At 58.9% G+C, this 26,152-nt stretch carries 29 protein-coding genes; 13 read left to right on the top strand and 16 right to left on the bottom strand.

Annotation, left to right across the window (positions count from 1 at the left end):
• Positions 1-69: 69 nt before the first annotated feature.
• The 5 genes from ACEW8J_RS00730 (at position 70) to ACEW8J_RS00710 (ending at position 2,866) form a co-directional block, all read left to right on the top strand.
• A complete protein-coding gene (locus tag ACEW8J_RS00730) occupies positions 70-537 on the top strand; it encodes a PTS sugar transporter subunit IIA (protein WP_373489714.1) in 468 nt (155 codons plus the stop codon).
• 33 nt (positions 538-570) lie between these two features.
• A complete protein-coding gene (locus tag ACEW8J_RS00725) occupies positions 571-1,026 on the top strand; it encodes a PaaI family thioesterase (RefSeq protein WP_373489713.1) in 456 nt (151 codons plus the stop codon).
• Positions 1,027-1,045: 19 nt separating this feature from the next.
• A complete protein-coding gene (locus ACEW8J_RS00720) occupies positions 1,046-1,357 on the top strand; it encodes a DUF1491 family protein (RefSeq protein ID WP_373489712.1) in 312 nt (103 codons plus the stop codon).
• 202 nt (positions 1,358-1,559) lie between these two features.
• A complete protein-coding gene (locus ACEW8J_RS00715; protein WP_373489711.1) occupies positions 1,560-2,267 on the top strand; it encodes a cell wall hydrolase in 708 nt (235 codons plus the stop codon).
• An 80-nt stretch (positions 2,268-2,347) separates the two neighbouring features.
• Positions 2,348-2,866: an MmcB family DNA repair protein gene (locus ACEW8J_RS00710; RefSeq protein ID WP_373489710.1), complete on the top strand. Its 519-nt coding sequence runs from the start codon at positions 2,348-2,350 to the stop codon at positions 2,864-2,866.
• Positions 2,867-2,873: 7 nt separating this feature from the next.
• On the opposite strand, the gene ACEW8J_RS00705 is transcribed toward ACEW8J_RS00710, so the two are convergent.
• Positions 2,874-3,527, bottom strand: a complete 654-nt coding sequence (locus ACEW8J_RS00705) for an ankyrin repeat domain-containing protein (protein WP_373489709.1) — start codon at positions 3,525-3,527, stop codon at positions 2,874-2,876.
• Between the two features lie 95 nt (positions 3,528-3,622).
• On the opposite strand from ACEW8J_RS00705, the gene ACEW8J_RS00700 reads away from it, so the two are divergent.
• From ACEW8J_RS00700 to ACEW8J_RS00690, 3 genes are read left to right on the top strand one after another with little or no spacing between them, the layout of a single operon-like run.
• Complete coding sequence (locus tag ACEW8J_RS00700) at positions 3,623-4,255, top strand: SCO family protein (RefSeq protein ID WP_373489708.1); 633 nt, start codon at positions 3,623-3,625, stop codon at positions 4,253-4,255.
• Positions 4,243-4,689: a YcgN family cysteine cluster protein gene (locus tag ACEW8J_RS00695; RefSeq protein ID WP_373489707.1), complete on the top strand. Its 447-nt coding sequence runs from the start codon at positions 4,243-4,245 to the stop codon at positions 4,687-4,689. The genes ACEW8J_RS00700 and ACEW8J_RS00695 overlap by 13 nt, the downstream gene beginning before the upstream one ends.
• Complete coding sequence (locus ACEW8J_RS00690; RefSeq protein WP_373489706.1) at positions 4,676-5,422, top strand: M48 family metallopeptidase; 747 nt, start codon at positions 4,676-4,678, stop codon at positions 5,420-5,422. Before ACEW8J_RS00695 ends, ACEW8J_RS00690 begins: the two co-directional genes overlap by 14 nt.
• 9 nt (positions 5,423-5,431) lie before the next feature.
• Here the strand turns inward: ACEW8J_RS00690 and ACEW8J_RS00685 are convergent, their stop codons facing one another.
• Together ACEW8J_RS00685 and msrB are read right to left on the bottom strand one after the other, a co-directional pair.
• Entirely contained in the window at positions 5,432-7,546 is a 2,115-nt protein-coding gene (locus ACEW8J_RS00685; protein ID WP_373489705.1) for a transglycosylase domain-containing protein, read from the bottom strand.
• 87 nt (positions 7,547-7,633) lie between these two features.
• Positions 7,634-8,032, bottom strand: a complete 399-nt coding sequence (gene msrB, locus ACEW8J_RS00680; protein WP_373489704.1) for a peptide-methionine (R)-S-oxide reductase MsrB — start codon at positions 8,030-8,032, stop codon at positions 7,634-7,636.
• Positions 8,033-8,167: 135 nt separating this feature from the next.
• On the opposite strand from msrB, the gene ACEW8J_RS00675 reads away from it, so the two are divergent.
• Positions 8,168-8,692: a DUF4402 domain-containing protein gene (locus tag ACEW8J_RS00675; protein ID WP_373489703.1), complete on the top strand. Its 525-nt coding sequence runs from the start codon at positions 8,168-8,170 to the stop codon at positions 8,690-8,692.
• A gap of 12 nt (positions 8,693-8,704) precedes the next feature.
• Here ACEW8J_RS00675 and holA read toward each other — a convergent pair whose 3' ends face one another.
• Genes holA through ACEW8J_RS00655 form a run of 4 tightly spaced genes read right to left on the bottom strand, consistent with a single transcriptional unit; the run spans position 8,705 to position 13,259 of the window.
• Positions 8,705-9,733 carry a DNA polymerase III subunit delta gene (gene holA / locus ACEW8J_RS00670; RefSeq protein ID WP_373489702.1) on the bottom strand — a complete coding sequence of 343 codons (1,029 nt, stop codon included), beginning with the start codon at positions 9,731-9,733 and terminating at the stop codon, positions 8,705-8,707.
• Positions 9,730-10,251 carry an LPS assembly lipoprotein LptE gene (gene lptE, locus ACEW8J_RS00665; protein ID WP_373489701.1) on the bottom strand — a complete coding sequence of 174 codons (522 nt, stop codon included), beginning with the start codon at positions 10,249-10,251 and terminating at the stop codon, positions 9,730-9,732. Before lptE ends, holA begins: the two co-directional genes overlap by 4 nt.
• Positions 10,248-12,782, bottom strand: coding sequence for a leucine--tRNA ligase (gene leuS / locus ACEW8J_RS00660; RefSeq protein WP_373489700.1), 2,535 nt, complete (start codon positions 12,780-12,782; stop codon positions 10,248-10,250). The genes lptE and leuS overlap by 4 nt, the downstream gene beginning before the upstream one ends.
• A 27-nt stretch (positions 12,783-12,809) precedes the next feature.
• Entirely contained in the window at positions 12,810-13,259 is a 450-nt protein-coding gene (locus ACEW8J_RS00655; protein ID WP_373489699.1) for a DUF3576 domain-containing protein, read from the bottom strand.
• 350 nt (positions 13,260-13,609) lie between these two features.
• On the opposite strand from ACEW8J_RS00655, the gene ACEW8J_RS00650 reads away from it, so the two are divergent.
• The gene (locus ACEW8J_RS00650) at positions 13,610-14,353 is read left to right on the top strand and encodes a hypothetical protein (RefSeq protein WP_373489698.1); all 744 of its coding nucleotides are present in this window, start codon (positions 13,610-13,612) and stop codon (positions 14,351-14,353) included.
• A 9-nt stretch (positions 14,354-14,362) separates the two neighbouring features.
• On the opposite strand, the gene ACEW8J_RS00645 is transcribed toward ACEW8J_RS00650, so the two are convergent.
• Positions 14,363-14,938, bottom strand: a complete 576-nt coding sequence (locus ACEW8J_RS00645) for a thiamine phosphate synthase (RefSeq protein WP_373489697.1) — start codon at positions 14,936-14,938, stop codon at positions 14,363-14,365.
• A gap of 35 nt (positions 14,939-14,973) precedes the next feature.
• On the opposite strand from ACEW8J_RS00645, the gene ACEW8J_RS00640 reads away from it, so the two are divergent.
• Entirely contained in the window at positions 14,974-15,657 is a 684-nt protein-coding gene (locus tag ACEW8J_RS00640) for a YggS family pyridoxal phosphate-dependent enzyme (RefSeq protein ID WP_373489696.1), read from the top strand.
• On the opposite strand, the gene ACEW8J_RS00635 is transcribed toward ACEW8J_RS00640, so the two are convergent.
• From ACEW8J_RS00635 to pdeM, 5 genes are read right to left on the bottom strand one after another with little or no spacing between them, the layout of a single operon-like run.
• A complete protein-coding gene (locus ACEW8J_RS00635; RefSeq protein ID WP_373489695.1) occupies positions 15,658-17,520 on the bottom strand; it encodes a cation:proton antiporter in 1,863 nt (620 codons plus the stop codon).
• Between the two features lie 57 nt (positions 17,521-17,577).
• Positions 17,578-18,843 (bottom strand): adenosylmethionine--8-amino-7-oxononanoate transaminase, encoded by a 1,266-nt coding sequence (locus ACEW8J_RS00630; RefSeq protein WP_373489694.1) that lies wholly within the window; start codon positions 18,841-18,843, stop codon positions 17,578-17,580.
• Complete coding sequence (bioD, locus tag ACEW8J_RS00625) at positions 18,840-19,469, bottom strand: dethiobiotin synthase (RefSeq protein WP_373489693.1); 630 nt, start codon at positions 19,467-19,469, stop codon at positions 18,840-18,842. Before bioD ends, ACEW8J_RS00630 begins: the two co-directional genes overlap by 4 nt.
• The gene (locus ACEW8J_RS00620) at positions 19,466-20,608 is read right to left on the bottom strand and encodes an 8-amino-7-oxononanoate synthase (RefSeq protein WP_373489692.1); all 1,143 of its coding nucleotides are present in this window, start codon (positions 20,606-20,608) and stop codon (positions 19,466-19,468) included. Before ACEW8J_RS00620 ends, bioD begins: the two co-directional genes overlap by 4 nt.
• A 17-nt stretch (positions 20,609-20,625) precedes the next feature.
• Positions 20,626-21,354: a ligase-associated DNA damage response endonuclease PdeM gene (gene pdeM, locus ACEW8J_RS00615; RefSeq protein ID WP_373489691.1), complete on the bottom strand. Its 729-nt coding sequence runs from the start codon at positions 21,352-21,354 to the stop codon at positions 20,626-20,628.
• 81 nt (positions 21,355-21,435) lie between these two features.
• Between pdeM and ACEW8J_RS00610 the strand changes: the two genes are divergently transcribed.
• Both ACEW8J_RS00610 and ACEW8J_RS00605 read left to right on the top strand, forming a co-directional pair.
• Entirely contained in the window at positions 21,436-22,374 is a 939-nt protein-coding gene (locus tag ACEW8J_RS00610) for a rhodanese-related sulfurtransferase (protein ID WP_373489690.1), read from the top strand.
• A 5-nt stretch (positions 22,375-22,379) separates the two neighbouring features.
• Entirely contained in the window at positions 22,380-23,030 is a 651-nt protein-coding gene (locus ACEW8J_RS00605) for a glutathione S-transferase (RefSeq protein ID WP_373489732.1), read from the top strand.
• 333 nt (positions 23,031-23,363) lie between these two features.
• Here the strand turns inward: ACEW8J_RS00605 and ACEW8J_RS00600 are convergent, their stop codons facing one another.
• From ACEW8J_RS00600 to ACEW8J_RS00590, 3 genes are all read right to left on the bottom strand, one after another.
• Positions 23,364-24,185 (bottom strand): transporter, encoded by an 822-nt coding sequence (locus ACEW8J_RS00600; RefSeq protein ID WP_373489689.1) that lies wholly within the window; start codon positions 24,183-24,185, stop codon positions 23,364-23,366.
• Between the two features lie 315 nt (positions 24,186-24,500).
• Positions 24,501-25,253 carry a carbonic anhydrase gene (locus tag ACEW8J_RS00595; protein ID WP_373489688.1) on the bottom strand — a complete coding sequence of 251 codons (753 nt, stop codon included), beginning with the start codon at positions 25,251-25,253 and terminating at the stop codon, positions 24,501-24,503.
• A 230-nt stretch (positions 25,254-25,483) separates the two neighbouring features.
• Positions 25,484-26,152: retropepsin-like aspartic protease (locus ACEW8J_RS00590; RefSeq protein WP_373489687.1), on the bottom strand; the 669-nt coding region annotated here is incomplete at its 5' end.

Here is a 26,152-nt window from a genome sequence, read left to right as displayed (position 1 = left end):
ATAATGAAGCCCGAATTCTGGCATATTTGCTGAATGCGCTAAGGTGTGCCGGGACAGAAGGAAAGCTTGATGACCGATTTGTCCGTAAGACTGGATCTCGCTGCCGTCCGGGATTATCCGCAGGTTGCCGACAAGGACGATATTTTGCGGACCATCGCTCGCATTGGTCAGGATTGCTATCGGCTTGATGCCGAAGCGATCCAGACCGGATTGGTCGCCCGCGAGGCGCTTGGTTCGACCGGTTTCGGGCGCTCAATCGCGATCCCTCATACCAAATTGGCTGGCCTCGACCATTGTGTCGGGATTTTCCTGCGCCTGGCCGAACCGGTCTCCTTCGATGCGCATGATGGCAAGCCGGTTGACCTGATCTTCACCCTGTTGTCCCCGCAAAAGACCGGTGTCGAACATCTGAAGGCGCTGGCCGCCGTTTCCCGATTCTTGCGGGACGAGCAGATGGTGGCAAAGCTCCGCGGTGCATCCGGACAGGACGCCCTATATGCGCTGTTGAACAAGCAGCCCGAACAGCAGGCGGCTTGATCGCTGGCGATGACAGAGGAAACCGAAAATAGATTGGAAAACCCCGGGGCCCTCGAACATTTTCGGGCTCTCGAACGGCTCTATGCGGAAGCGCCAATCAACAAGCTGTTCAATTCCCGCCTCGAAATTGTCGAAGCCGGCAAGGCCAGCATTTTTTTCGATGTCGACGAACGCTATTATCATGCCGCCGGAGCGGTGCATGGCACCTCCTATTTCAAGATGCTCGACGATGCCGCCTTTTATGCTGCCAACAGCCTGGTGTCAGACCGGTTCATCCTGACAACCGCCTTCAATCTGCTGTTCACCAAACCGCTGAAGTCCGGGCCGGTCACGGCCGAAGGCCGCTGGGTCAGTGGCAAACGCCGGGTCTTTGTTGCGGATGCCCGACTCATCGATAGCGAAGGCGAAGAAATAGCCCGTGGCACCGGGACGTTCATGCGGTCGCATATCCCGCTGGCGTCCCTGCCGGGGTATAAAAAGGATGATTGAACCCCGACTGTCGGCGGAAATGAAGGTTCACACGCTGCTCAGGCTGGTGAGCCAGCATGGTGGTTTCGGTGCGGTAATGAAAAAGGGCGACAGAATATCCGGAACGATCCTCATCCAATGCGTGGAAAAGGGAGGAAACCCTAGGCTCCTGGAGAATATGCCGTCGCTCGATGGTCAGCCCAATTGGCAGCAAATATGGCCTCAAGATACTGATAACAAAAGAATATTATCGGAATATATTGAGCGGCGATTCCGTTTTGACCCCGATATGTGGTTAATTGAACTGGACATCCCGGATGCGGAACGGCTCATCGCCGAAATGGGTCAGTAAACTTGACTTTATTAGCCAGGACCATATTTGCCGCTCAACTTTGATGCGCAGGTTGCCGCTGGGTTGTCCGGAATGACAGGCAGTAAACACGCAGACGGGGAGAACAGGAACAGATCTTCGCTTTGGTTTTTTGATCTGTTTTAGGCGGTTTTGACGGAAATGTCATGATGGCTCTGGACTCACCGCATAATGTTATAGGTTAATGAGAAAAATTTTTCGTGCAACAGGCGCCCTGTCGCTTGCCCTTACTGCGGTCGCGGCCTTGTTCGTCACCGATGCGTCCTTTGCTTTGGAAGCAAGCAATGAGACACTTGAATCCGAGATTTTCGTCGATCCAGCCCTGCTGGACAATGACGAATCCAACCCTTCCATCATTTTTGGCGAGCAACAGGAAGTTGTTGCCGAAATTCCCCAGGATGTAGTCCGCACCGATGATATCGCCAATGGCGATTTCGAGTCCGGCTATGGCGATAACGGCGACTTCATCAATGATGGGGCTGCCTCCCTGCACCAGCTGGTCCGTCAGCAATCGGTGGGCGGCTCGCTGGATGAAGAAATGAAATGTCTCGCCGGGACAGTCTATTTCGAATCCAAGGGCGAATCGCTGCAAGGTCAGTTGGCTGTAGCCCGCGTGGTACTGGCGCGAGTCGAATCGCCCCGATTTCCAAACAGCATTTGCGGCGTGGTTTTCCAGCGCAGTCAGTTTTCCTTCGTGCGCGGCGGGAAAATGCCTCCGATCAGAACCGGACACCAGCATTGGCGCAATGCGGTCGCAATTGCGAAAATCGCGATGAACGACGGCTGGGAAAGCTCGGTCGAGGGCGCTTTGTTCTTCCACGCGCGCTATGTGTCGCCAGGCTGGCGGCACCAGCGTCTGGCCACAATCGATAATCATATATTCTACCGCTAGGCCGGCGCAAAGATTGAAATTGTAAAGGCTCCCGCCAAGGGGGCCTTTATTTTGTTCTTTTTATGTTCTAGCCATGGGCCATGATAATCAGGGATGATTCGTTCGCTCTGCTAGCGACAGCCGGGCAGATGACCGGCGCTCAGGCTGTGGCGCGCGGTGTGGCCCGCATGTTTGCGCGGCACGATATCATGGTGCTTCCCGAAGTCTGTTTGCGGAACCGTCGGCGGGCGGACCTGATGGGCATTGATGCCAGGGGACAGATTGTCATTGTCGAGATCAAGGTAGCGCGCAGTGATTTGCTGGGTGATGCCAAATGGACCGAATATCTGGAATATTGTGACCGGTTCTACTGGGCCCTGCCGATCGGATTCGATGCAACGCCGGTTCATGGACCGGATTTCCTGCCCGATCGCACCGGTCTGATCATTGCCGATGCCTATGATGCGGAAATGGTGCGTCCGGCTGCGACCAACGCCCTCGCCCCGGCGCGGCGCAAGACCGAGACGATGCGGCTGGCCCGCCGCGCCATGCAGCGTGCTGCAATATCCGAAGGCTGGATCAGCCCAGCTTACGGCCTGGGCGATCCTGGCGGTTCATGATCGCGGCTTAGCCTTCCGGTCCGAAGAACCGGCCTTCTGTTTCGGGCGTCTTGTCAGCGTCGGCTTTTTCGATTTCAGACAATATGCCAGCCGCCCGCCGATCCCGCTGTGCATAATCCCGTGCGGACAAGCCGGCAAGCGTATCGGTCCGGTCCGGGTCGGCACCACTGGCCAGCAGCAGCCGGACCATTTCCGAATCTCGAAGCTGGACCGCGCGAATCAGAGCAGATTCACCTTGCTTGTTTGTGCCGTTCACATCGGCATTTTGTGATAGCAGGATTTTGGCGCCGTCCAGAAAGCGCAACTGGGTGGCCTGCATGAGCGGCGTCAGGCCTTCTTTGTCCCTTATATTGGGATTGGCGCCTTTCTGCAGCAGAAAGGCCAGCCAGGTCGCGTCTTTGCGTTCCACCACGATATGCAGGGCACCTCGTCCCGTCGAGTTGTCGCGCGTATTGATGATCACCGTGCCGGGTTGATTGAGAAACTTGTTGGCCTCTTCACCGTCGCGGTCATCGACCGCTTTCAGGAAATTATAGCTGGCCGAAAATTGGGCCGAGGCCGGAACGGAAAAGGAAACCGCAGCCACAGCGATCCATATATAACGCAGGAAAAACAGGTACCTGCCGCCCGAACATGCGCCTGAAGAATCTTTACTGACCATTTTTCGCCCCATTTCTGTTAGCGGATCGTCTTTGCCCAACTCCGCTGTCTCTGCTGCTTGTCAATTATCTGTTGAAATTGGTCAACTAGCAGACCATGTCTGGCCCGGTAATGAACAATTTCAAAGAAAATGCAAAAATGATCCTGGCCGCTGGGTTGCTGACCCTGCTGGCTGCCTGCAATCCCGCACCGGAGGGGAGCCTCTCGACTGATAGCGAGCCGCCGCTCGCGGGTGCCAATATCGGTGGATCATTCACCCTGACCAATCAGGATGGCGGCAAAACGTCGGACGCCGAGTTCAGGGGCCAGTATCGCATCATCTATTTCGGCTACAGCTATTGCCCGGACGTTTGCCCGATCGATCTCGCCAATATCATGCTGGGACTGAAGCAGGCTGAAACAGCCAATCCGGCACTGTCCGATAAAATTCAGCCAATTTTCATATCGGTCGATCCCGAACGCGACACACCAGCCGTGTTGAAACAATATGTTTCCGCCTTTCACCCGCGCCTGATTGGTCTCACCGGCACCCCTGACGACATCGCTGAGGTCGCGAAAAAATATCTGATCATTTATGATATCCGGAAAGACGAAGGTGCGACCGAATATCTCGTGGATCATAGCCGTCAGGCTTATTTGTTCGGACCGCAGGGAGAGCCGCTGGCGCTGCTGTCTTTCGATGGTACACCACAGCAAGTCGCGGATGAAATTGCCCGATGGGTGCGCTAGGCTCTGTTCGGCCGTTCTGGGAAGAACCGCTCGAATCGCTGGATCGCGCACAGTGGGAGGCCCTCTGTGATGGCTGCGGCAAATGCTGCTTGCTGAAAGCCGAAGACGAGGATGACGGTCAGATCTACATGACCAATATCGCCTGCAAATTGCTCGATCTGCAGCAAGCCCGGTGCAGCGACTACCGGCACCGGAAATTTCACGTGCCGGATTGCGTCCGACTGACCCGCAACAAGCTCGAGGAATTTGACTGGCTGCCGGACAGCTGTTCCTATAAATTGCGCGCTCGCAATCTGCCATTGCCGGCCTGGCATTACCTGGTCTCCGGTGACCGTGAATCGATCCACGCGGCTGGCCGGTCGATCCGCGGGAAGGTCATCCCCGAAAGCAAGGCCGGCCCGCTTGAACAGCATATTATCGATGCGCCTTTTTAGTTCATCGCGTCCGGAAACGCTCGCCATCAAGCTCGACGGGGTAAGCTACCCGCTCCACCTGCGACGATCCAAACAGGCGCGGTCGATCATTGTTTCGGCGGACACGGTCAAACGCGTCATCCGCCTGACCGTGCCCACGCATGCGTCGGAACATCAGGCGCTGCGCTTCGCCCAGTCCAAATCCGAATGGCTGCACGCCCGCTTCGCCGAAGCCGTGCCTCCCGTGCCGCTGGAGGAGGGCAGCCAGATCGCATTTCTGGGGGAGCCCTATATCATATGCTGGTCCCCGGAATTTGCGCGGGCCCCGCAGCTCGTCGAAGATGAAATCCGGCTGGGCGGACCCGCCGAACATATCGAATCCCGAATCCTGCGCTGGCTCAAGGCCCAGGCCCGGGCGATATATGCCGAAGATCTCGAATTTTATTGCGCGCGCGCCGACACCGGTCTGCCGCGTCTGGCGGTCGGCGACGCCCGGCGGCGCTGGGGCAGCTGTTCCGGTCGGCAGTCAATCCGATTGAGCTGGCGGCTGGTCATGGCGCCCCCCCATGTGCGGCGGTCGGTGGTGGCGCATGAAGTGGCGCATCTCAGGCATATGGACCATAGCAAGCGATTCTACGCCCTGCTGGACCAGATCTATGAATCGGATCGTCTGGTAGCAGATCGCTGGCTCAAGGATCATGGCCGTGGCCTGCATATGGTCGGCGCGGAACGGCAATCCCCGCCGGCCGACTGAACCGGACTGCTATTGCGGTTCTATGCGGGCAGCTTCGGGAATCAGGGGTTCGGGCTGGCCTGGCGGCGCAGTGGGCTTTGGTTTCTTCGCCGGAACCGGTTCCGGTTTGCGCGGAGCCGGATCGCCGCCGCGGCCTAGCACGTTGTCGATCCAGTCCTGATCGAGTCGGGGACTGTCGGCGGCCTCGCCATCTTCCAGATCATATTCGATCCCGCGACCGGTTTCGATCGGCATGCCATTTTCATCGACATAGATACCGTCTTCCGGTTCTCCGAAAAGCTCGCCTTCATCCGGTTCCAATTGCCATTCCGGCAGCACCAGTTCGGTATCGAATTGCTCCACTTTGCGCTTGGCCACTGCGGTCTTCATGAATTGGGCGAATGCGGTGGCCGGAGCCCGGCCACCCTGCAGACCGCCGACTGGCTTGGCATCATCGCGGCCCATCCATACACCGGTGGTCAGACCGCTGGAAAAGCCCAGAAACCAGCCATCCTTGTTGCTGCTGGTGGTGCCGGTCTTGCCAGCAGCCGGTCTGCCGATCTGTGCGGCGCGGCCGGTGCCGGTATTCACCGCGGTCTGCATGAGATCGGTGATGCCTGCCGCTACCCAGGGATCGACAAGCACGCGGCTGCCGTCGAACTTGCTCTGATACAGAAGATCCCCCTTCATCGTCTGTACCTTGGTGATTCCGAAGGGCGTGATCGCGATGCCCTTGGCACTGATCGAGGCAAAGGCACGGGTCATGTCGATCAGCCGCACATCGGAGGTACCCAATACCATCGACGGGTTGGTGTTGATCGGGGTGGTGATGCCAAACCGGCGCGCCATATTGGCGATCGAGGACGTCCCGATATCATTGCCGATCGCCGCTGCGACGGTATTCTTGGAAAATGCGAAAGCGGTGCGGACATCAATGTCGCCGGCATAGCTGTTGCCGCTGTTGCGGGGTGTCCAGTCGCCAATCGTGATCGGCTCGTCGGTCACCATGTCGTCAGGCGCATAGCCTGCTTCCAGCGCCGCCATATAGACAAACACTTTCCAGGCCGACCCCGGTTGCCGGACAGCCTCGGTGGCCCGGTTATAATTGGAAGTGACATAATCCGTCCCGCCGACCATCGCGCGCACCGCACCGTCGCGGTCGATCGCAACCAGCGCACCTTGCGCACCGGCCGGCACGCGGGACAGGATAGCCGCCGTGGCGGCGCGCTGCATGTCAAGATCCAGCGTGGTCCACACTTCGATCGGTTCCACGGTCTCGTCGATCAACAAGTCCAGCTGCGGCAGCGCCCAGTCGGTAAAGTAACGCACGCTGTTCTGGCGTGGTTCGGGAGCGAGCTTCACCGATGCCGGATTGGTATTTGCCGCTTCGGCTGCTGTAATTGCGCCGGCATCCTGCATCACCTCCAGCACCACGGTTGCCCGGTCGATCGCCGCGGTGGCGTCGGCTGTCGGTGAGTAGCGGGACGGGGCCTTGACCAGACCGGCGATGATCGCTGCTTCGCCCAGGCCTAAATCTCGCGCACTATGCGCGAAAAACCGCCGAGACGCGGCATCAATGCCATAAGCGCCGCCGCCATAATAGACCTTGTTCAGGTAAAGCTCGAGAATCTGCTCTTTGGAAAACTTTCGTTCCATCGCCAGCGCCAGCAATATCTCGCGCCCTTTTCTGCCAAAGGTCCGGTTGTTGTTCAGAAACACGTTGCGCGCCAGTTGCTGGGTGATGGTCGACCCGCCCTGGGCCCAGTGACCGCGTTGCATTCTGACCCGGATCGAGCGCGCTATGCCAATCGGGTCGACGCCCGGATGGTTCGCATAGCGCCGGTCCTCGACAGCTATCATCGCATCTTTCATGACAACCGGGATCTCCGCATAGGGCAACCACTCGCCATAGCTCGGCCCCATGGAAAACAGTTCCGTACCATTCACGTCGAGCACCCGGATCATCTGGCCATTGGGAGAGGATTTTAGATCCTCGAAGCCGGGGAGAGAGGATCGGACCACCAGAACCGCAACCACCAGCGCGATCGCTGCGAGGAACCCGACCACCAGCCCGGTCTTGAACAGCCGCCACAGCCATATGCGCACCGGCCCTTGCTTGTTGCTGCGCTTTTTGCCCCGTGCCATATTGATCCGTCCGTTATACGCTGAATGGTGGAATTTCTAGCGTGTTGACGCCTTACTGCACGCTGAATGGGGAAGCACAGGAAAAATTCATTCTGGCTTGGGTTCAAAGGACATGGCAGCGCTGTTCATGCAATAGCGAAGTCCGGTGTCGGTGGGACCATCGGGGAAAACATGGCCGAGATGGCCGTCGCAGGTGGAGCAGCGTATCTCGACCCGGCGCATACCGAGGCTATTGTCTTCCAGTTCGGTGACCGCTTCCGGATCGGCCGGGACGGAAAAGCTCGGCCAGCCGCAGCCGCTGTCAAACTTGCTTTGCGATTCAAACAATTTGCTGCCGCACCCCGCGCAGAAAAATTCCCCGTTGCGATATTCGGTGTTCAGCGCTCCGGTAAATGGCCGCTCGGTGCCGGCTTCGCGCAGCACATGATATTGTTCAGGCGACAATTGTTGCCGCCACTGTTCGTCGCTCAAGATTGTTTTTTCCATATCTGCTAAATGGGCGCTTGATGGCTGTCGGTCAAGAGATCTGGCGCATGCAATCGCGCCCGATAGTTCTAATGCTTAACCGGATATTAGGCATGTATAGGTAATATTACGGGCATGAATAGGTCGACAAGATTCATGCTTTTCGGAGCGCTACTGACCGCCTGTCTGGCGTTTCTGCCAGCAGAATCCTATGCCCAATGCCGTCTTTGCGCGACCGGCTCGGAACCCTCCAATCCTTCCAGCACGGCTTCCGGGAGGCCGGAAATTCCCTTGCAGATTGAAATTACCACTGATCTCGATTTTTCGCGACTTGCCGTGCTCAACGGCAATGGCGGCGTGGTCAGCATCGATCCCCAGTCGGGTGTCCGTCACATTAGCGGCAGCATCGCCAATCTGGGTGGGATGGCGCTACACGGAGAAGGGCGATTGACCGGCGAACCGGGCCGGAGCGTCAGGATCTACCTGCCGGAGCGGATCCAGTTAAGTGCCTCCAATGGATCGACCGCGGAACTGGAAAGGCTGGAAACCAACCTGCCGCCGCTGGTCAGGCTGGATCAGACGGGACAGCTGACTTTTGCATTTGGCGGACAGCTGCGTGTTCGCGGCGATAGCAGCGGCCGGTTTCGTGGCCGGATTGCGATCACCGCCGATTATGAGTGAACCCGGCTAGGCCTAACGACCGCTCGCCGCTTTCCGGGCGATGAGCAATAATTCTTCTTCGAGCAGCACCTGATCTGGCTGACCACTGCTTTTCAGCGCGATCTCCAGTTGCAGAACCCGCTCGATCAAGCGCGCGATATGAGCGGAGGACCAGATCCGCAGCTGCCGCTTGAAATGCTTCTGTTCCTTGAAAAAGACGCTGGGATGCTCGGCAACCGAGTCGCTATTCCGGCCCTGATCTACCTTGCTGCGCAGCTCGGCAAGTTTCGCAAGATGGCGTAGCATGATCCGGATCAGTCCGATTTCGCTGATGCCCTGCGCGCGCGCCGCGGCCAGTTCCTGCGCCAGACGGGCCGCATCCCCGTTGAGCGCGCTATGGATCAGCAGATTGATATCCTCTTCGTCATTCTCGGCACCAAGGAGCAACAGAATATCGGCGTCGGCCTCCTGCGGATTTTCCGGCGTGGCATCCAGATAAAGTGCGACCTTCTCCACTTCCATGCGCGCCAGCACCAGATCATTGCTGGTCAAGGCGGCGATATCCTGCGCCATTTCCCGGCTCAGCCGTACGCCTTCAACCTTCGCCATGGTCATTATCGCGGCGGCGGCCTGTTCCGGCGTCGTTTCATAGCAGGTCGCAATCAGTCCATCCGGTGCTGCCGTGATGGTTTTCGCCAGCGCAGTCTTGTCGCCCATGCCGGGGGCGATGATGAACACGGGATCGCCAACGGTCTCGCTCGCCAACAGATTTTCGATTGCGGCCGTGGCCCTGACTGCTTCGCCGCTGTTCAGCCGCAAGATGATGAAGCGCTTGTCGCCAAACAGGGAAGCCGAATTGGCCTCATCGTTCAGCCGGGCAGGATTGTCGCTGATATCACTGATGGTCAGGTCGACCCGCTCTGCGGCATGGCTCAGCGGTTTCACCATTTCTTCCACTAGCGCCTGGCAGCGGGTGACATTGGGCCCGCACAGCAGGATCAGGCGAAAACGATCGGAAGCGCTCTGAAAGCGTCTGACAATCTCTTCCGGCTTGACCTTCATGGGTTCGGGGAAGCGCTGGCCTCGGTCCGGGCGTAAAGTGAAAGCCGGGTGATGATCTGATTGGCCACGCGGGTTGCCAGATTTTCCAGCGCGGTATCTTCCGCAGCGAGCGTCGCATATTCCGATGACACAACATCGATCCCGGCATCCGAACCCGCTGTCGCATCAAGCACAACAACCGAATCGGACAGTCGGACCAGCTGATAGCGGGCGCGCAATGATCTGCGCTCGCGGGTGATACGGGTGTTGCTGCGCACGCCGAATCCGGCGATCTTGTCTTCCAGCACCACGATCAGCCGGTATTTGCTCTGCTCCCCTTCAAAAGCCTCGAGCTGGTCCTTGAGCGCATTGCGCGTCAGCCATCCCGCCTTGCCGGCGATCGGCTCAATCTCGACATTGCCGAGTTCGCTGGCCACAACACCGCTGGTTCCTCCGGCATAGAGCGGACGCAGATTGCACCCCGTCACTAAAGTGGACAAGGCCACGATTGTCGCGATCCGGGCGATCATGCGCGTCATATAACGATATTGACCAGTCGGTCGGGCACCACAATCACCTTCTTTATTGCCGCTCCGTCAATCGCACGCTGCACCTTATCGGAGGCGAGGGCAAGATCTTCGAGTTGTTGCTTGTCGCTACCCTTGGCAGCGGTCAGCGTATCGCGCAACTTGCCGCGCACCTGAATCGCGATCGTGACTTCGTCTTCGACCAGCAGGCTTTCGTCGACCTCCGGCCAGGGCGCATCGGCAATCAGCACGGTCTCGCCCAGCAACGCCCAGGCTTCCTCGGCGATATGCGGGACCATCGGCGCGACGATCCGGGCCAATGTCCTGATTGCCTGGTTGCGGTCCGCCGACGGTGTCGATTTTTCGATCAGATTGACCAGTTCGAAAATCTTGGCCACCGCCTTGTTGAAAGACAGTGCTTCGACATCCTGCGCCACCCCGGCAATGGTCAGGTGCAATTTGCGCTGCAGCGTCTTGTCCTCGATATCCGGTGCATCGGGTGCATCGGTGACGGACAGGAACAGCCGCCAGAGCCGCTGGACAAAGCGCCAGCTGCCTTCAATTCCGGCTTCTGACCAGGGCAGGTCGCGCTCGGGCGGGCTGTCGGAGAGCATGAAGAAGCGCACCGCATCGGCACCATATTGTTCGATGATCGGGTCGGGGTCGACGACGTTTTTCTTCGACTTCGACATTTTCTCGACCCGGCCGGGGGTCACCGGCGATCCGTCGGCAATCACTGCCCAGTCAGCGCCGTTTTTCTGCACCTCATCCGGGGATAGCCAGCTGCCATCACCATGCTGATAGGTCTCGTGTGTCACCATCCCCTGGGTAAACAGGCTTTCAAATGGCTCGGCAAAATCCAGCTTGCCGATGCTGGCCAGCGCTCTGGTCCAGAAGCGCGCGTAAAGCAGGTGCAAAATGGCGTGCTCCACGCCGCCAATATATTGCGTCACCGGCAGCCATTGCTTCACCACATCCGGATCAAACGGCCGGTCGTCCGGTTGGCTGGCAAAGCGCAGGAAATACCAGCTGCTGTCGACAAAAGTATCAAGCGTATCGGTTTCCCGCCGCGCCGCCTTGCCGCATTTCGGGCAGTCGACCTGCATCCAGCTGACGTGCCGCTCGAGCGGATTGCCAGGTGTCTCAAAATCGACGTCTTCTGGGAGCACGACCGGCAACTGGTCTTTCGGTACCGGCACCGGACCGCAATCGTCGCAATGGATGATCGGGATCGGCGTCCCCCAATAGCGTTGCCGGGACACGCCCCAGTCGCGTAGCCGCCAGGTGGTCTGGGCCTTGCCCCAGCCTTCCAAGTCAGCGCGCTCGATAATCATCCGCTGTGCGGCCTCGACGGTCAAGCCGTCGAGAAAGGCGCTGTTCACGACCTTGCCGGGACCGGTATACGCTTCGTCGCCTGCATAGCCGGCGTCCGTTTCCTCGCCGTCAGACACGACGCGCTTGACCGGCAATCCATATTTGCGGGCAAAGTCGAGATCGCGCTGGTCATGTGCAGGCACGCCGAAAACCGCGCCGGTGCCATAATCCATGAGCACGAAATTGGCGACATAGACCGGTAGTTGCCAATCCGGATCAAGCGGATGGGTGACGGTGAGACCGGTATCAAAACCTTTCTTTTCCATCGTTTCCAGCTCGGCGGCGGTCGTGCCGCCAGCCTTGCAGTCTTCGGCAAAGGCAGCGAGCGCCGTGTCGGAGCCCGCCAGCTTTTGGGTGAGCGGATGGTCGGCCGCCAATGCAATGAAGCTGGCACCGAAAATCGTGTCCGGCCGGGTCGAAAAAACCTCGACGGTGGCGATCCCATCCAGCGGTTCGGTCAGGTCGAAATGAAATTGCAGGCCCTGGGACTTGCCGATCCAGTTTTCCTGCATCAGCCTTACTTTTTCCGGCCAGCCCTTGAGGTCACCCAGTCCGGCGAGCAAATCCTCGGCAAAGTCGGTGATCTTCAGAAACCACTGGCTGAGCTTGCGTTTCTCGACTGGGGCACCCGAACGCCAGCCCTTGCCATCAATCACCTGCTCGTTGGCGAGCACGGTCATATCGACCGGATCCCAGTTGACCGCCGACTCCTTGCGATAGACCAGACCGCCTTCGAAAAGGTCAATGAACAGAGCCTGTTCGTGGCCATAATATTGCGGATCGCAGGTTGCCAGTTCCCGGCTCCAGTCGAAGGCAAAACCCAGGGTTTTCAACTGGCTGCGCATGGAAGCTATATTGGCTCTGGTCCATTCGCCGGGATGGACCTTCTTTTCCATCGCGGCATTTTCTGCCGGCATGCCGAAGGCGTCCCAGCCCATCGGGTGCAACACTTCGTAGCCCTGCATTCGCCGGAACCGGGCGAGCACGTCGCCCATGGTGTAGTTGCGGACATGACCCATGTGAATCCGGCCCGAAGGATAAGGAAACATTTCGAGGACATAGCTACGCGGCTTGCTGCTCGCGTCATCTGCCTCGAATATTCGCGATTCGGCCCAGCGCGCTTGCCAGCGTTTGTCCGCCGCCAGTGGATTGAATCGCTGATCGGTCATTGCGGCCCCATTAAACGGCAGGAAAAACTAGTTGGTGATCGCGCCGCGCCGCAAGTCACGAGCCTTGGTGAGGATGATCTGCTCCAGCTTCTGCGTGGTTGCGGCCTCGACCGGCGCATCCACCCAGGTTCCACTGCTGGAAACCTGGCGCGATGCCGCGACCCGCAAGGCATCAGCGCGCAAATCCTGATCAAGAATCGATACATTGATTTTCATCCGCTCGCCGGGATTTTGCGGATTCACATACCAGTCGGTCAGGATCACGCCGCCATTGCTGTCGGTCTGGGTCAGAGGCATGAAGGACAGGGCATCCAGCGACGCCCGCCACAAATAGCTGTTCACACCAATGGTCGTGACCTGAGAGGCAGCAAGATCAGCTCTGGGCCGCTCCTTGCCACCACAGGCAGACAATAGCGACAATGCCAACAGGCCGGCGGTTGTGGATCGCAAGAAGACAGATGGTTTGAGGCGGGACATGAAGCGCTCCTGGTTGTATTTTGCGCCGATACGAAAACCTTTTTGCAGGATTTGTTCCGGACGTGAAATCATTTCAGCGCTCTCTATAAATGCTTTGCCGCGAGGGGCAAGCACAAGCGCATGTTTTGCTCTTGTGTAGCAGCGACTGAACCCCAGTTGAATGGTCGAAAAATCATCTTCGGTTCATCTTCTTTTTGCTAGGGCAGCACCCGATGTCTGGACAAAAGCGTAACCGATCTGCAACAGAATGCCGCTAGTTTGGGAAAATCGGACAAAAACAACATGTTGACTCGTGCAGATTGGCAGATTTTGTTATATCGAAGGTCATACAAAGGGGAAGCAACTTCATCATGACGAAAAAGGTCAGTCATTTCGGATGGTTAGCGACGGGACTCGCGATTTCCGGTCTTGCCATGACTCCGGCACTGGCGAAAGTGCTTTCCGGCGATGATGGAATTGTGTCCCTGAAAACCCTCGGATCAATCGGGTCCTTCACTGTGGCCGGTGCCGACCCTGAGCTGGCGGCCAAATATAATCTCAGCGCCTTGCGCGGAAACGCGAGTTTCAAATTCACGCCATCGGGTGGCATGCGTGACGGTGACCGTTCGGTGACCGTTGTTGTTCGCCAGAAGTCGGCTGCCGGCGCGGTTTCCATACGTGAAAATATCCTCTCTGCCGCACCCGGATCGGGTGTGATGACCGCAGCGAAAATCGCTCCCGTCTCTTATAGCCTTGGCACGGCCAAAGGGCTGAAGAGTTTCGCTATTCCGGTAAGGAAACTGGGCGGCACTTTACCCGATCTGTCGGAAATTGGTGGCAAAAGAGGGCTGGAAGATGATGATTCCGGCAAGAAGAGCCGCTTCAATCCGCGCATGTCGATCGACGCCAGCGCGCCGATCAACGCCGCGCCACGCGCTCTGGATGCCAGCCAGAAGGATTATACTCTGGATGTCGGCGGCAGCTACTCGCTTACCCGCAATCTCGATGTGACCGCTGGCGTGCGGATCAACAACGAACGCGACCGGATGGCACCACTGACCGATAGTCGTCAGGACAGCCAGGCGGTCTATGTTGGAACCCAGTTCCGCTTCTAGACATTGCAATCAGCTAAATGCGTCGATCGCGGCCCACCCATGGGTCCGATGGCTTCTGCGCGTCCGGTAACGCTGCCGGTTCATGCCCCCAAGATAGATAACCGCACCGTCACACAGAGCGGTCAAGCGCCGGGTTTGCAGCGGATTCAGCGGACGCAGCCCGGGGTGGGAACGGGTCGAGAAAATCGGCGACAGGAAAAAAATATCCGCACCTCCGAGGTTGGCCTGCCGGATTTCCCGGGCATCATGCACCGGGGCGCTGTGCAGCAGACGGCCCTTGCCAGATCGTCGCGCCATACGGCCATGCACACCATCGGCGCGCCAGCGCCTTGCCAAGGCCGGTGTTCCGGCCAGAATCACCATATGTCCACGTCGCCTGGCGAGTTTCTTGATCTGGTCAAATCGTGCCTGGCGCGAGCCATCCTGCAAATGATAGTGCCGAAAGACAATCCCGCTCTTGCGCGGCAACCGCATGATCGCACGCTCGAGGAACGCATCATTTCGCTCGTCGGTAAACAGCCAAATCCGCGGCAGGTCCGAAGCAGCGGGGTCCGGCAAGAGGGGGCAGGGCTGGTTTCGCAACATAAGCAGGTCTATAGACGCAAGCTTGGCGAAAGAGAATGATTGAGAGAGTTACCAATTTGGCGAATCCGGCACTGAAAACCATAGTGGGAAAGATTGACAAGGCCGCCCGAATAGCGGGCCGTAAGCCGGACGATATCGCGTTGATCGCTGTGTCCAAAACCCGCAGCGACGACGAAATCCGCCCGCTGCTGGCGGCGGGCCATCGAATTTTTGGCGAAAACCGGGTGCAGGAAGCAGCTGGAAAATGGCCTGCCCTGCAATCGGAATATCCCGATATCGAGTTGCATATGATCGGTCAGTTGCAATCGAACAAGGCGGCCGAAGCGGTGGCCTTGTTCGATTATATCCATTCACTCGACCGGCCGTCACTGGTCAAGGCGCTGGCTAGGGAAATGGGCCGGCAGGACCGCCGTATTTCCTGTTTCATACAGGTCAATATTGGCGAGGAGTCGCAAAAAGGCGGCTGCGACATCGCTGTCGTCCCGCAATTGCTCGACCAGGCGCGCGCTGCCAATATCCCCATCCTTGGCCTGATGGCGGTTCCGCCGGACAATGCCAATCCGGTGCCCTATTTTGCCTTGCTCGCCAAATTGGCCCGCGACTGCGGCCTTCAGGCTATCAGCATGGGAATGTCGGCCGATTTCGAAAGCGCAATCAAGCTTGGCGCCACCCATGTCCGGGTTGGTACGGCCCTGTTCGGCGCGCGCGTCGGCGCGTGATCAGCGCTCGCCGTTCTTTTCGCTTTGCTTGTCACCATTTTTTTCGTTGTCTTTGGCCGCTCGGTCGGCTTTGCGTTCTGCCGGGGTGTCCGCAGCGACAAAGCTGATCACCACATCACCGACTTCGATCACTGGCCGGGAATCGGTGGCAAAGAAGAGCAGCCGCCGGTTCGGTTTCAATACGGCCAGCGGTTCTTCATCCGGCCCCAGATTCTTGCGATAATCGTCCGCAGTGAATTTCTCGGTGATATTGGTTTTGCTGAATCGCCAGCCTGCCTGATCGCGGTCCTGCAAGCCCCCAAATTCCGCACCGGATTCGAATAGCAGCCGACCATGGCCAACCCGGCTTCTGCTCTGGCTGTCATTGGCCAGCCGGCTTATCTGTTCATAGCCCATTTCCGGACCGAGATCGGCGGTAATCAGCTGGTTCTGGCTGTCATTGTCGGTGGCGGCGATCAGATGCTGAAATTCACCCATGTCAATATTGTCATTATGGGCTTCGTCAAGCACGTCACCATGATGGATCGCCAGGCCTTCACTGCGCGCGCGGCGCAACGCGAATCTGCTATTGTCGGTGACCAGGACCGCGATATCTAGCGATTTCAGCATTTTGCCCAGCGCTATCGACCATCGATTGGCACCGGCAATCAGAACACCTTCGCCTTTACCTTCTGAAATCCCCAGCCGCTCGGCGACCCATGCGGCTGAAAAACCATGCGCAAAAATCGTCGCAATGACCACTGCAAAGCTGAGCGGAATCAGCGCTTCCGCTCCGGGAAAGCCATAGTCGACAAGCCGAATAGCAAACAGCCCGGTGATCGCGACCGCGACGATACCGCGCGGCGCGATCCAGGCGATGAATAGCCGTTCGCGCCATGGCAACGAACTGAACAACAACGCCACCAGCACCGAAATCGGGCGAACGATGAACAGCAGCAAGAGCAGGAAGATGATGAATTGTGGCCGGAACTGCTGCACCGTTTCCCAGTCCAGAGTCGCGGAAAGAATGATGAACACACCGGAAATCAGTAGTACCGCCAGATCCTCCTTGAATCGGTACAGCGCCTGACTCGAATAGATTTGCCGGTTCGCCATCACAATGCCCATCACCGTCACGGTGATCAGGCCGGTCTCATGCTTGATCAGGTCGGCGATCACAAAACCCGCGATTACCGTCACCAACAGGAACGGTGCCTTCAGATATTCCGGTACCAGCCCTCTCGGGAACAGCCAGGTAAGCGCGAAGCCAAGTCCGGCGCCGAGCAGTCCTGCAATGAAGCTTGCGGCCAGCACGTCCATGCTGATCACGGCGATATTGGCATTGGCACCTTCATAGGTGATATAGGCATAGATGCCGACGGCGAGCAGCGCACCTATCGGATCGTTGACAATGGCTTCCCACTTCAAAATATTGCGTACCCGCGACGGCACGCGCAGTGTCCGCAGCATCGGCCCGATCACGGTCGGCCCGGTGACAATCATGATGCCGCCAAGCAAGGCTGAAATTTCCCAGGACAGGCCGGCGCCATAATGCGCTGCTGCCGCTCCCAGACCCCAGGCAATCGGACCGGCAACAAACACCATCGCGATAACAGCACCACCAGCCTGTCTCAATTCACGGAAGTTCAAGCTGAGTCCGCCTTCAAACAATATCACCGCAACCGCGAGCTTGATGATCGGCTCCTGCAACGCGCCAAAATCGCGCTCGGGATCGATGATGCCGAGCACTGGTCCCGCAATTATGCCGACGATCAGCATCAGCGCGATCGCGGGACGACCCGTCCGCCAGGCAATCCACTGGGCACCGATACCCAGCAGACCGATCAGCGCGATCTTTACCATGAGCGAATCTATGACTTCCATATGCTGTCCTTGGCGAGTTTTATCGGCTTATGCAAAAAACTTTCACCAGCTTGAGGGTCAGGATGTTGTGAAATGGTCGATCGCCATCTCGATCGCAGCATATATCGTCTCCATGTCGGCGGGGTCGATACAATAAGGCGGCATGATATAGATCGTATTGCCCAAAGGTCGGATCAATATGTTGCGATCACGGAAAAAGCCGAGCAGCATCGGACCCAGATCCGACATATAATCCCCTGCACCATCGTCAATCTCCAGCGCCAATATGGTCCCGCACTGGCGCAATCCGCTGATATTCGATTTTCGCTTCAGCTGATCCGAAAAGGCCCGATGCGAAGCAATAATCGCGTCAATTCGGTCCTGAACCGGCTCGTCACGCCAGATAGCAAGATTGGCATTGGCTGCGGCGCAGGCAATGGGATTGGCGGTAAAGCTGCTGGAGTGGAAGAACATCTCCGCGCGATCGTCTGAAAAATGCGCCTGATAAATGGCATCACTGGCGGCGGTCACGGCGAGCGGAATGACACCGCCGGTCAGACCCTTGGCCGTGCACAATATATCCGGTTCGACACCTGCCTGTTGGCAGGCGAAGATCGTGCCCGTGCGGCCCCAGCCCGTCATCACTTCGTCGGCAATGAACAGCACGTCATGGACGCGGCAGATCGCGGCCATCTGGGCCAATATCGCCGGACTGTAGATCTTCATGCCGCCGGCTCCGAGAATCAGCGGTTCGACGATCAGCGCCGCCGGTGGATCCGTGCTGTCGCTGCAAAAGACCTCCAGTTGGTCCAGCATGTCCTGTTCCGTCCCGGCCTCGGGAAAGGGTATCGTGCCGACGTCGAACAGCAGTGGTGCGTAGGCCCGGTTGAACACGCCGCGCGCGCCGACCGACATCGCGCCAATCGTGTCACCATGATAGCTATGCTCCATGACCAGGATTTTCTGACGCGGCTGGCCAAGATTGTGCCAATAGCCCAGCGCCATCTTGAGAGCGACCTCGACCGCCGTCGATCCGCTGTCGGAGAAGAAAATATGATCCAGCGAACCAGGCAGAAAATCCGCCAGACCTTCGGCCAGCTTGCGCGCCGGTTCGTGGGTCCAGCCGGCAAAGATCATTTGGTCCAGTCTGGCGCTTTGATCCTGAATCGCCGCGACAATTTTGGGATGGCAATGGCCATGGGTTTGCACCCACCAGCTTGATATCGCGTCGATGATCCGGATGCCGTCGGCCAGATAGAGCGCCGCACCCTCGGCCCGCGCAATCTCCCGGATCGGTTCGCCGAGACCATGTTGCGTGAACGGATGCCAGATATTGAGGCTCATGTCACAAAGTCCACAAGGTTGAAATGCGTAGCAAAGGCAGTCTTCAGCGTCACAGGCGAGAGTTGATCAATCCACGGCAGCCGGCCAAGATGGCGCACGCCGCCAATCCGGCAGATGGACTCCTCGCTATCTTCATTTTCCGCACCGGCAAAAGCCATCCCGTGAATTGGTATATGCCGGCTGCGCAAAGCCTCGACCGTCATGAGGCTGTGATTGATTGTCCCCAGCCGGGTGGAAGCAACGATGATCACGGGCAGGCCCCAATGAGCAAACAGATCGGCAAAGAGCAGCTTCGGATTGACCGGGACCAGCGCGCCGCCCGCACCTTCGATAATCAGCGGGCCTTCAACTCGGGGGAGGTCGAAATCTTGCAGGTCCATTGCAATGTCTTGCCGCGCTGCCGAATAATGCGGAGAGGCAGGGATTCCCAGACGATAGCGTTCGGGCAGAATGCGGGCAGGCGCGATACCACCGATGTGCGCTACCGTCTCGCTGTCAGTTCCGTCTGCCAGGCCTGCCTGAACCGGTTTCCAGTAGCTGCCACCCAGGGCAGCCGTGAGCGCGGCGGCAAAAACGGTTTTGCCGATATCGGTATCGGTCCCGGTGACGACAAACGTCCCGCTCATGCCGCTTCAGCCAGCGCCAGCGCTTCCCACAACGTCGATGCGAGATTGCGGATATCCTCCTGCGTCACGTTCAGCGTCAGCGAAATGCGCAGGCGCGCAGTCCCGGCCGGAACGGTCGGAGGACGAATGGCGCGCACATCAAATCCCTTGGTTTGCAACAAGGTCGCCACGGCCACGGCTACGTCATCGTCGCCGAGCACGACCGGGAATATCTGGCTATCTTGTCCATGGCTGAGGTTGAGACCGGCAAAACAGCCGCGAGCCAGCGCGACATGGTCTGCCAGCGCGCTCTGCAGCGATGGATTCTCGGCAAGATGGACAATCGCCTGATGAGCGAGATGCGCCGTCAGCGGGCTGGGCGCGGTGGAAAAGATGAACGGCCGGGCACGGTTGATGAAAAAGTCCCGCAAAATCGCCGGCATGGTCAGCAATCCGCCTTCACCGCCCAGCGCCTTGCCGCAGGTGCGCAAGATCAGGACATTCTCGCGCTGGCCCAGCGTGCCTGCAAGCCCGATGCCGCGATCACCGAAAACCCCGACCGCATGCGCCTCGTCGATCACCAGGATCGCGTCATGCGCTTCGGCGATCCGTGCGAGGTCGGCCAGCGGTGCCCGGTCGCCGTCCATGCTGTACAGGCTCTCCACCGCGATCCATATGGTGCCGGTGCCGCCGGACCCGCGCCAAGCGAGAATTTCTGCTTCGACAGCGTTGCAATCATTGTGGCGAAAGGCTTTGAACGCAGCGCGGCCCAGCTTCATGCCGTCATGGACGCTGGCATGGATCAACTGGTCGTACAGAACCAGATCGCCCGTCTGCGGCAGGGTCGCGAACAAAGCGCTATTGGCGGCAAATCCGGAGCCGAAGAACAGGCTGGCTTCCGCGCCATAATGGGTCGCGGCAAAGGCCTCCAGCGCTTCATGTTCGGGATGGTTGCCACCGAGCAGCCGCGAACCGCCCGATCCATGCGCGATGCCGTTGGCAATCGCGGCTTGCGCGACAGCCTTCAGAAACGGACTGCGGGCCAGCCCCATATAATCATTCGATGAAAAATCTCTGCCCGCAGGCAGGGACAGCCGCCGCTTGCGGCCTGCTGTGTCCAGCGCCGCGAGCTGGTCGCGAAAGGGTTTGAAACGATCCATCAGCGGCCCGCTAGCATTTACCGGCGGCCGGTGGCCAGAGGCAATGCAAGCTGTCGGTCGTCGATCCGGTCTTTTTCTGCGTGGACAAAGGGCAAGGGGAAGTGCACCGGCTGGTCTTTCAGACCGATGATCGCCTCCGCCGGTCCGCCGACACAGGCCTCGATCGCCGGATCCTGTGCCGCCATGCCGCCGGTCAGGGAACCGAACGCCGGCAGGATCAGATGATGGCGGCCTCGCACGAAGCAGCGCCGCGAAACATGCCGGCCGCGCACCGCAATCCGGAACCTGGGGTGATAATGGCCGGATATTTCCGGTAAACGGCTATCCGCTGTAGCGGCGTGCCGAAGCGCCAGACCGTCACCGGTCCACTCGTCGGCCACCGAACCGCCCCACAATCCGGCAACATCGCGGTCATGATTGCCGGTGATCCAGATCCAATCCAGTGCGCTGGTCAGCTCGACCAACCGCTTTGCCGCTTCCGGTTCCAGCCGTGCTTCACCGCCGTCATCATGATAATTGTCGCCGAGGCAGAAGACCGTCTGCGCACCGGTGGCGGTGACCAGGCCCGCCAGCTCTGCCAATGTTGCCTGGCTGTCATAAGGCGGCAGCATCTGGCCCTGCCTTGCATAGAAGCTTGCCTTTTCCAGATGGAGATCCGCCACCAGCAGGGCATTTTTCGCTGGCCAGTAAAGCGCGGCGGGGGCCACGATAGCGAAGCGATGATGGGCGAACAGAAGGGGAACCATGGGGCCGCTATGCGATGAACTTTCCCGCGATGCAAGCTGCCGGGTTGGAATTTTCCCGGCAACCGCTCTATATGCGCTGCCATGACCGAATCCCTATCTTCCGTAAAAGTCGCCGCGCTCTATCATTTTGCCGTGGTCGATGATCCTGCCGCCCTGCGCCTGCAGATCCTGCCGCTTTGCGAAGAGCAGGGTCTCAAGGGCACGATCCTGCTGGCGCCCGAAGGGATCAATGGCACCATCGCCGGTGCGCCGGATGCCGTTGACCGGGTGATTGCCGGTCTCCGGGCGTTGCCGCGGTTCGCCGATCTCGAGGTCAAATATTCCGAGGCCAGCGCGATGCCCTTCCTGCGGATGAAGGTCCGGCTGAAGAAGGAGATCGTCTCGATGGGCGTCGAGGGGGTCGACGCCGCCACCGAGAAGGGCGCCTATGTCGACCCGGCCGACTGGAACGATCTGATCGCTGACCCGGACACGATCGTGATCGATACGCGCAACGCCTATGAAGTGGCGATCGGTACTTTCGACGGGGCTATCGATCCGAAGACCGAGTCCTTCCGCGACTTTCCGGCCTGGTTTGACGATTTTGCCGCGCAGCTTCGCCAGGATTCGAAGGCTGAACGGAAGATCGCCATGTTCTGCACCGGCGGCATCCGCTGCGAGAAGGCGACCGCCTATGTCCGGGCGCAGGGCTTTGACGATGTCCGCCATCTCAAGGGCGGCATCCTCAAATATCTCGAACATGTACCGGAAACCGAGAGCCTCTGGCAGGGCGACTGTTTCCTGTTCGACCAGCGGGTCGCCGTCGGCCACGGGCTGGTCGAAGCCGATTATGACCAATGCTATGCTTGCCGGATGCCGCTGAACGCCGCGGACCGGGCCTCGGTAGACTATATTCCCGGCGAAGCCTGTCCGCATTGCATCGACCAGCGCAGCGACGAACAGCGCGCCCGCTATCGCGAACGCCAGCGCCAGGTCGAGAAGGCCGCGGAACAGGGCAGGCAACATCTGGGCACGGCATGACCGGCCTGGCCGAAATGCCGATCCTCTACAGTTTCCGGCGCTGTCCCTATGCGATGCGGGCGCGGATGGCGCTGCTGGTCAGCGAGACGCCGGTCCGCCTGCGCGAGGTGGTGCTGCGCGACAAGCCCGAAGCCATGATTGCCGTCTCGGCCAAGGCCACGGTGCCGGTGCTGGCCTTGCCCGACGGACAGGTTGTCGACGAAAGCCTGGCGATCATGCACTGGGCGCTGGACCGTAACGACCCGCAGCACTGGCTGCAGCGGACCGCGACGGAAACTGAACTGATCGCGGAAGCCGATGGCCCGTTCAAACATGCTCTCGACCGCTATAAATATCCCGTCCGCTACGACAATGTCGATCCGCTGGAGCATCGCGCCGCCGGGCGGGCCTTTCTCGAGAAACTCGACCGCCTGGTTCAACCGTCAGGACAGCTGATCGGGGAACGCCCCAGTCTGGCCGACCACGCGATATTTCCCTTTGTCCGCCAGTTCGCCAACCATGATCGAGACTGGTTCGATGCTTTGCCGCTGCCCGCCTTGCAGCAATGGCTTGCCGGACATCTGGCCTCGCCGCTGTTTGCCACCACGATGAAAAAATATCCGCAATGGCAAAGCGGCGATCCGGAACCGGTTTTCGGTCTGGACACGACCGTTTAGACGGCTGGTCAGGATCTGGTCTTTGCGCCTGGGCCCGGCAAATGACCGTCGCGATAATATCATCAAACACGCGATTGGCCGGCGATAAAATAATTCGAAGGTTACACAGGGTCACACCCCCTGAAGCGGAAAAACCGGTGACTGCTGAAACGGGCTATTTTGCCATAGATTGCAACTCCTTCCTGGCGATGGAACAGCCACCCAGGAGTCCAAGGGCTTTCCTGGCAGATGCGCGGACGGGCAAACCAGACAGATCAAGATGCTGCACAGTCATGGTGCCGGTATATCAGACGGGGGAAGCTGTAGGAAAGCGCTTATCAAGCAAAGCCCAGTTCAGATTCCCACGCGAAGCTTCAGTCCTACTCTCGTGTCCGGCGCGGCATCCGACAGACCGACAGCGCCATCAACACCAATTCGGACCGAGCGCGAAAGATTTGTTCCCAATCCCATATTGATGCTCTGGCTGTCGCCGATGCTGGATGCAGCCGACTGTTCATAGGAATAAGAGGCCGTCAGCGAACTGCTCTTGCCAAGCAGGACATGGCTCCCGGCAGCTCCTGAGACAATGTTTCGCGTTTCAAAATTATCCGGCTCGCCGATGATCGTGTAGCCAGCGCCGACAAATGGCACGATTGGACCGATTTTCTTCGAGAGCTGGCCGGACACGCCATAATCAAGCTTGCCGGTCCCCAGCCCCTTGTCCCGTGAGGCTGTGGGAATTTTGACGGAAGCTCCGATGCTGGCGTTCACACCAGAGACGGGCAGCTGATAGGCCGCATTGAGCGAGAGGTCGCCGATGCCTTCGCGCTTCACCTGTCCTGTCTGGGTGCTATCCGAAGCCAGCAAAGGCGTACCGAAAAGCCCGCCCTGATTGATGATCACCTCCCGCGGCGCGGTGGAAGAGATATAGGGTATGGAAGCGGACGCGCTGAACCGGCCGCTCGTCATTGCCACGCCGGTGGTAGCGAAGACGGTTTCATAGTCGAGGTCTTCGCCCACGTCCCCTTGCACATGGTCAACGCCAGCGAGCAGCTCGAACCGCGTTTCGTCTCTGGCGATGCTATCTTCTTGAGGCTCGTGAACGGGCGCATTCTGAGCGAGCGAAGGGCTGGCAGTGGCGAGAAGAATTGGCAGAGTAACAAAAAGGCGCATCATTGGTTCACTCCATCAAGATATCGCAAAGCACCTGCGTGCTTGCCTGTATGGGGAGGGAACGAACGAGGGCGGCGGTTTAATCCATGTTGTTTTGAATCATCTATGACAGGTACAGTTGCAACATGCCCCCGATTCAAGCGGTCTCCTGTCCGCCATTGCCAGGGCCCGGCCATTTGCACATGCCTGTGGCGCACTGAATCGGGTGCGGGCTTATGGCCCGAACAGAGGCAGGAGAAACCGGGATACAGGTTCAATAAATATCGCGGATTGTTGCTACTTCTGCTGTAATTTCACGATAATTCGAGCTGGCAGCGCCTAGCCTTCATCGAAGAAGTCAACGCTTCCGTCATCGAGATCGTATCGCGCCCCGACAATCTTCAGCTGCCCGGACTGCACCCGTTCCAATATCATCGGTTCTGCATGCTCGCGCAGCCGCGTCACCGTTCGCTGCACGTTGGTCCGCACCGATGCGTCCAACAGATCCTCTGCCTTGTTACGCCGTGCTTGCAGGACCGCCGGGATGATCGGTTCCACCATCTGGCCGATACTGCCCGGGAAAATGGTTCCCTGTTCGACCACCGATACCGCAGCCGCCACCGCACCGCAGCGCTCGTGACCCATGATGACCACCAGAGGCACCTTCAACTCCGCCACCGCATATTCCAGGCTTCCCATCGCGACCGTGTCGATCGTGTTTCCGGCATTGCGGATGATGAACAACTCGCCCAGGCCTCGCCCGAACAAAAGCTCGGGCGGCACTCTGCTGTCTGAACAGGACACCAGGACCGCGAAGGGAGATTGCGACCGCGCGATCTCAAGCCGGCGGCGACCATCAGGATCTGTCGCTGGCGTCCTGCCCGCCAGGAAGTCACGATTGCCTTGCTTGAGCATCTTCAATGCGTGGTCAGGAGAAAGTTCGGATGCAGCAGGATTGGCCGGATCCACCGGATCGGCCGCATAAGCTGCGCCACCAAGGCTGGCACCCGAAGCGGCTGCCAGCCCGACCATGCCACTGCCGAGCATGGTTCGCCGGGTCAGGCCAGTCTTGTTTTCATCGGTTGCTTTCATGGGTCACTCTCCTAAAATCCATTGACCATAGTTAAGCAGAGCGCACCGCAATTGGCAAGCTGGCGGGTCATTTTGCCGGGAAATGCAAGGCCCGCGTTGCCAATGCAAGCCTGGAACCTAGCTTGAGAATTACGGCCACATTCCACCCACAGCCTGCGGCTTGTGACGCTACAAGACCACCAACCAACCCGCTGATCCCAACAACCGCCACGTGCGGCAGCGCTACCGGTTCAGGATCTGATCCGGCCGGTTGGCGGCTCGTCGACATGCAGCCGGGCATTTCTCGGGGTCAGAAAATGGATTTTCCGTTTCGGAAAGTCGATCGCAACCTGATCGAACTTGCGCAGCACATCCATCCCCAACAGCAGGGTCGGCTGGTCGGCCATCCCGAAGCGGGCAAAGGGCGGGGCGTCGGCAACGGCCACCGACAGGCTGGCAAAGCGCGCCTTGCCGATCCGGAAATCGCGGACCCGGCCAAATTCGACACCCAGCGTCTGTCCGGTGACGGCAATCAGCAGCTTGTCATCGCCCAATTCCCTGGCGCGGCTCAGCAAGCGCTTCTGCAAGGCCTTGTTGGCGATGGAAATCTGCGCACCGGTGTCGACAATGACATTGACCTTGACGCCCGAGATCGTGGCGTCGGTGAAGATCAGCTGGCCGGACCGCCGCTTGGCGGTGACGACGATTTCCCGCGATGTCGGGCGGCTGCGCTCCTGATCCGCATCCTCGATGACGATCTGGTTCAACACGAAATCGAACAGGATCCGCTGATTCTGCAGGCCGTCGAGGCCCAATATGCCATCGGCGCCGATATGCTGCGCCGCCAGCACCGGGGAAATCAGCCCTTCATAGCTTTTCTGGCCCAGAGTCAGGCGCGGCACATAGACCATGTCGACCAT

It is taken from the genome of Parasphingorhabdus sp., assembly GCF_041748495.1.
Lineage (GTDB): Bacteria > Pseudomonadota > Alphaproteobacteria > Sphingomonadales > Sphingomonadaceae > Parasphingorhabdus.
The sequence above is the reverse complement of the archived record's forward strand: the minus strand, read 5'-3'. Positions and strand labels throughout refer to the sequence as shown.

Coding starts and splice junctions, on each gene's coding strand:
- lptE (WP_373489701.1), bottom strand. CDS start 10,251: ATGACGCGCATGATCGCCCGGATCGCGACAATCGTGGCCTTGTCCACT.
- ACEW8J_RS00645 (WP_373489697.1), bottom strand. CDS start 14,938: ATGTTGCGAAACCAGCCCTGCCCCCTCTTGCCGGACCCCGCTGCTTCG.
- ACEW8J_RS00635 (WP_373489695.1), bottom strand. CDS start 17,520: ATGGAAGTCATAGATTCGCTCATGGTAAAGATCGCGCTGATCGGTCTG.
- ACEW8J_RS00620 (WP_373489692.1), bottom strand. CDS start 20,608: ATGGATCGTTTCAAACCCTTTCGCGACCAGCTCGCGGCGCTGGACACA.
- bioD (WP_373489693.1), bottom strand. CDS start 19,469: ATGAGCGGGACGTTTGTCGTCACCGGGACCGATACCGATATCGGCAAA.
- ACEW8J_RS00650 (WP_373489698.1), top strand. CDS start 13,610: ATGACGAAAAAGGTCAGTCATTTCGGATGGTTAGCGACGGGACTCGCG.
- ACEW8J_RS00630 (WP_373489694.1), bottom strand. CDS start 18,843: ATGAGCCTCAATATCTGGCATCCGTTCACGCAACATGGTCTCGGCGAA.
- ACEW8J_RS00675 (WP_373489703.1), top strand. CDS start 8,168: ATGCTTTTCGGAGCGCTACTGACCGCCTGTCTGGCGTTTCTGCCAGCA.
- pdeM (WP_373489691.1), bottom strand. CDS start 21,354: ATGGTTCCCCTTCTGTTCGCCCATCATCGCTTCGCTATCGTGGCCCCC.
- ACEW8J_RS00690 (WP_373489706.1), top strand. CDS start 4,676: ATGCGCCTTTTTAGTTCATCGCGTCCGGAAACGCTCGCCATCAAGCTC.
- ACEW8J_RS00655 (WP_373489699.1), bottom strand. CDS start 13,259: ATGTCCCGCCTCAAACCATCTGTCTTCTTGCGATCCACAACCGCCGGC.
- ACEW8J_RS00610 (WP_373489690.1), top strand. CDS start 21,436: ATGACCGAATCCCTATCTTCCGTAAAAGTCGCCGCGCTCTATCATTTT.
- ACEW8J_RS00720 (WP_373489712.1), top strand. CDS start 1,046: ATGAAGGTTCACACGCTGCTCAGGCTGGTGAGCCAGCATGGTGGTTTC.
- ACEW8J_RS00695 (WP_373489707.1), top strand. CDS start 4,243: ATGGGTGCGCTAGGCTCTGTTCGGCCGTTCTGGGAAGAACCGCTCGAA.
- ACEW8J_RS00705 (WP_373489709.1), bottom strand. CDS start 3,527: ATGGTCAGTAAAGATTCTTCAGGCGCATGTTCGGGCGGCAGGTACCTG.
- ACEW8J_RS00710 (WP_373489710.1), top strand. CDS start 2,348: ATGATAATCAGGGATGATTCGTTCGCTCTGCTAGCGACAGCCGGGCAG.
- ACEW8J_RS00600 (WP_373489689.1), bottom strand. CDS start 24,185: ATGATGCGCCTTTTTGTTACTCTGCCAATTCTTCTCGCCACTGCCAGC.
- ACEW8J_RS00595 (WP_373489688.1), bottom strand. CDS start 25,253: ATGAAAGCAACCGATGAAAACAAGACTGGCCTGACCCGGCGAACCATG.
- ACEW8J_RS00730 (WP_373489714.1), top strand. CDS start 70: ATGACCGATTTGTCCGTAAGACTGGATCTCGCTGCCGTCCGGGATTAT.
- msrB (WP_373489704.1), bottom strand. CDS start 8,032: ATGGAAAAAACAATCTTGAGCGACGAACAGTGGCGGCAACAATTGTCG.
- ACEW8J_RS00700 (WP_373489708.1), top strand. CDS start 3,623: ATGTCTGGCCCGGTAATGAACAATTTCAAAGAAAATGCAAAAATGATC.
- leuS (WP_373489700.1), bottom strand. CDS start 12,782: ATGACCGATCAGCGATTCAATCCACTGGCGGCGGACAAACGCTGGCAA.
- holA (WP_373489702.1), bottom strand. CDS start 9,733: ATGAAGGTCAAGCCGGAAGAGATTGTCAGACGCTTTCAGAGCGCTTCC.
- ACEW8J_RS00685 (WP_373489705.1), bottom strand. CDS start 7,546: ATGGCACGGGGCAAAAAGCGCAGCAACAAGCAAGGGCCGGTGCGCATA.
- ACEW8J_RS00715 (WP_373489711.1), top strand. CDS start 1,560: ATGAGAAAAATTTTTCGTGCAACAGGCGCCCTGTCGCTTGCCCTTACT.
- ACEW8J_RS00640 (WP_373489696.1), top strand. CDS start 14,974: ATGATTGAGAGAGTTACCAATTTGGCGAATCCGGCACTGAAAACCATA.